The 3,084-nt window shown below is 69.5% G+C and carries 3 protein-coding genes and 1 pseudogene; 3 read left to right on the top strand and 1 reads right to left on the bottom strand.

Translation table 11 applies throughout. The features are described 5' to 3' along the window. Nucleotides 1-415: 415 nt before the first annotated feature. Nucleotides 416-652, top strand: coding sequence for a hypothetical protein (locus VIU94_RS22395; RefSeq protein WP_331913639.1), 237 nt, complete (start codon nucleotides 416-418; stop codon nucleotides 650-652). A gap of 875 nt (nucleotides 653-1,527) precedes the next feature. On the opposite strand, the gene VIU94_RS22390 is transcribed toward VIU94_RS22395, so the two are convergent. Then, nucleotides 1,528-2,016, bottom strand: coding sequence for a MarR family transcriptional regulator (locus VIU94_RS22390; protein WP_331913638.1), 489 nt, complete (start codon nucleotides 2,014-2,016; stop codon nucleotides 1,528-1,530). An 89-nt stretch (nucleotides 2,017-2,105) separates the two neighbouring features. Here VIU94_RS22390 and VIU94_RS22385 point away from each other — a divergent pair, with 89 nt between their 5' ends. Further along, entirely contained in the window at nucleotides 2,106-2,468 is a 363-nt protein-coding gene (locus VIU94_RS22385) for an HGxxPAAW family protein (protein ID WP_331913637.1), read from the top strand. A gap of 247 nt (nucleotides 2,469-2,715) precedes the next feature. Next, nucleotides 2,716-3,084, top strand: a pseudogene (locus tag VIU94_RS22380) (nuclease); the annotation flags it as partial.

The raw sequence follows: 3,084 nt of genomic DNA, 5'->3' as shown, positions 1-3,084 counted from the left end.
TTCAATGTCACCCGCAGCTCGTCCGGTGTGCCGAGCTCCATCGCGCGCATGCCGTTCACCCGCGGCCACATGTCTCATCGCCTCACTCGTGCCGGAGCGTCCACAGGATCGAATCTTCGTCCGAGCGATCATAGGCGGTCGCGCCTCGCGGACCTCCCGGTACGAGCGGTCCGGAACTGGCGGTCGGCACTGAGATTGCGGTGGCCTGGACCGCCGGCGTCTTGGAGTGTCCAAGCGGCCGTCCACCGCTGGAAGCCGCCTGACAGGGGCGGGAAGTGACTGCCTGCATCGCATGTCCGCGACAATCGAGCAACGACGGACGGGGACGGGGACGGAGCGGTGTGCGGTGACAGTCCTGCGCGGACGGATGAGCGAAGGTGTGTTCGCTGCGTGGCGCTGGAAGGTGTACCCAAGGGTGGGGGAGGCGGTTCTCGAACCGCTCCCCGGCGAGGTGCCCGATCCCGAGTACGACCTGCTGCCGCCGGCGCCTGGCGGGCGGGACGCCACCGGGCGACTGGAGTCCGTGTTCCGGCTTGAGAACCTGGTCGTCTCCGGCCCCGAACGGCTGCGCCTGGACCGGGCGGTCAAGGCCGGCGTGCCTGTCCACACCCTCGTCCAGGTACGCAGGGACGACCTCGGCATCCCCCTGTGACGCAGCCGCTTTCCCGGTGCCGGTGCCGGTGCCGCCTCGCGAGGTGTCCGTCCCGGCGGACCTTGGCCGCTGTCGTGGCCGGCCTGAGCGAGGCCCTGGACAGGCATGCGCCGTACCACCAGGGTGGGGTGCGGCTGGACTGCGTCGCGGCGGCCGGGCTATTGGAAATCACCGTACGGCCCTGGCAGGGCCATGACGGCTGGCTTCCCTGGACCCCGCCCGCCGAGATCAGCCAGTGGCTGCACCGGCTGAGGTTGATCACCTACAGCCCGGGCCGCGGCGCCTGGCTCTCGGTCAGCTGCACCGCCGCTCCCGGCAAGGAACCGGTCATCGAGTACGACTGCCTCACCCGGCCGGTGTTCCACGTGCCGTCCGCAGAACCAAGGTGCTGGCATGACGAGTTGCGCCTCCTGCCCCGTACCGCCGAGGCCACGCCGGACTGGATGCTCGGGCAGGCCTGGCGGCACCACGAGTTGCTCGCGGACGCCTTCGAAGTACCGCCGCCGCTGCGGCTGGCCCGTGCGTTCGACGGAGTCGACTCGGCGACCGGCCGCCCGTACACCTGCCGGCCGGTGATGGGGAGCCTCGAAAGGGCGACTCCCGGCTGCTGCTGCCGGCCGGTCCTTGGTGGTGCCCTGTGCTGCCCCAGCCCAGCCCAGCCAGCTCGCCCGCGGCCCAGCGGCTTGACCGTCCCGCCGGACCGCCGTGACGGGCTGCGGTCGCTGGACGGTGTTCGGGACGGAGACGGCGATGGCGTCGGCGAGCGCGTGGAAGCAGGCGCTGTGTCAGGCCTTCGCGGTCAACCTGACATCACCGCACCGCACACCGCACCGCACACCGCGCACCGCCCGCGTCCGCCGCCGGAAGGCGCGGTGTCAGCCGGCTCCGCCGGTGCGCGCCTCGTTCAGGGACGCGCTCATGATGGCGGTCGCGCGTGTGAACCAGTCCGAGAGCACCGCGATCTCCTGTGGGGAGTAGTCCGCGAAGAGTTCCGCGATGCGGCGGTAGTTGCCTTCGTAGACCTCGAACACGCGCCCCGCCGCTGTGACGTCGGCGACGACATGCACGCGTCTGCGGTCGTTGGGGTCGCTTTGGCGCCGGGCGTATCCCGCGCGTTCGAGCCGATTGATGACACCCGTGATCGCCCCTGTGGTCACGTTCGCCCGCTGCGCCAGATCCCCTGCGGTGAGAGCCTCCTGCAACCCCTCGGCCTCCAGGATGAAACCGAGGCAGGTGAGGTCGGTGACGTTCAGGCCCAGCCGCTGGGCCATGTCGTGCTGAGCCACGATGCCCAGCGCGATGAGGTGATCCATCTGGGCGTGTGCCTGCTCCGAGGTGGCACGGGGACGCGCCTTGCCGTCCAACGCGATTTTCCCTTACTGTCTAAGTAGCTTAGCTCGTGAGATAAATCTTCTCTTGAGTCAGCGTATCTCTGCCTTTCAGGAAGGAAGTCATGAGCGCGCACGGGGATGTGGATCTTGGTCACACCGTGGCCGGCTGGACGGGTACGGCGATCTCGCTTGTCGCCCTGAATGTTCTGGGTGTCGCCGTCGTCGCCGTCTCCCTGCCGCTCGCTGTCTTGGGCACCGGCCTCGGCGCGCTGGCCGGCCTAGTGACCTGGGCGCTGCATCTCGCAGGCTGGGGCAAGCGGACGGGGCCGCGCCCGCCGAGCGAGTGGCCCTGGCGGGTACGGGATCATGCGGCGCGGCGAGGGCACCCTGACTGCCTCGGATGCCGCATGGCTGGGCGACGGCCCGAGGAGGCCGCCTCCGGCGCGGCGGCTCGCCCCGCAGCAATCACCGCGATCCTGCCATGACCATCCCCGACCGCAACCGGCCACCGTCACATCGCCCGTCCATACACATCACACTCCACAGGCGGATCCTCACGCGCCAGCACGGCCCGCCCTGGGCCGCTGACATCGCGCGAGTTACCAAACAACCCTGCCGGGGCAGAACGCTCGTTCAGCACTCGCCTCGCCAGACGACCCGCGTGACGTACGCCCCCGGGAAGTCGGCCACCATCTTGTGGTCGAGACTCGAGGGGTCACTTCACCCACGTCCGTGCCCGGCTGGATCCTCACCCGCGGCGCGGCCTCCGATCACCGCTGCATCGCCCTTGCCGGCCGGGGCACGCCTCCGGCTGCCAGCGGCACGGAGATCCATGTCGACGAGGCGCTGTTGCGGACCACGTTCAACCATCACGTCCTGGCGGTGGGCCTGGCGTACCCGACGTACTACACCAACCTCTTCCTGGACCTGTGCAACGAGTTGACCGCCGCGGTGCACCAGGCGCAGGCGGCGGTGCCCAAGAAGGGCTTGTGGGCGGACGACGACATCCTGGATGGCGCGAGCGTCACGAGCATGCTCTCGCTGCAAAATGACGTGGTGATCCTGCCCAAGCTGTTCCGGCGGCTGGTGGACTACCTGTAC

It is taken from the genome of Streptomyces sp. (assembly GCF_036566765.1).
In the GTDB taxonomy this organism is placed as follows: domain Bacteria; phylum Actinomycetota; class Actinomycetes; order Streptomycetales; family Streptomycetaceae; genus Streptomyces.
Note: the sequence above shows the minus strand (reverse complement) of the source record. Positions and strands in the feature narration are given on the sequence as shown.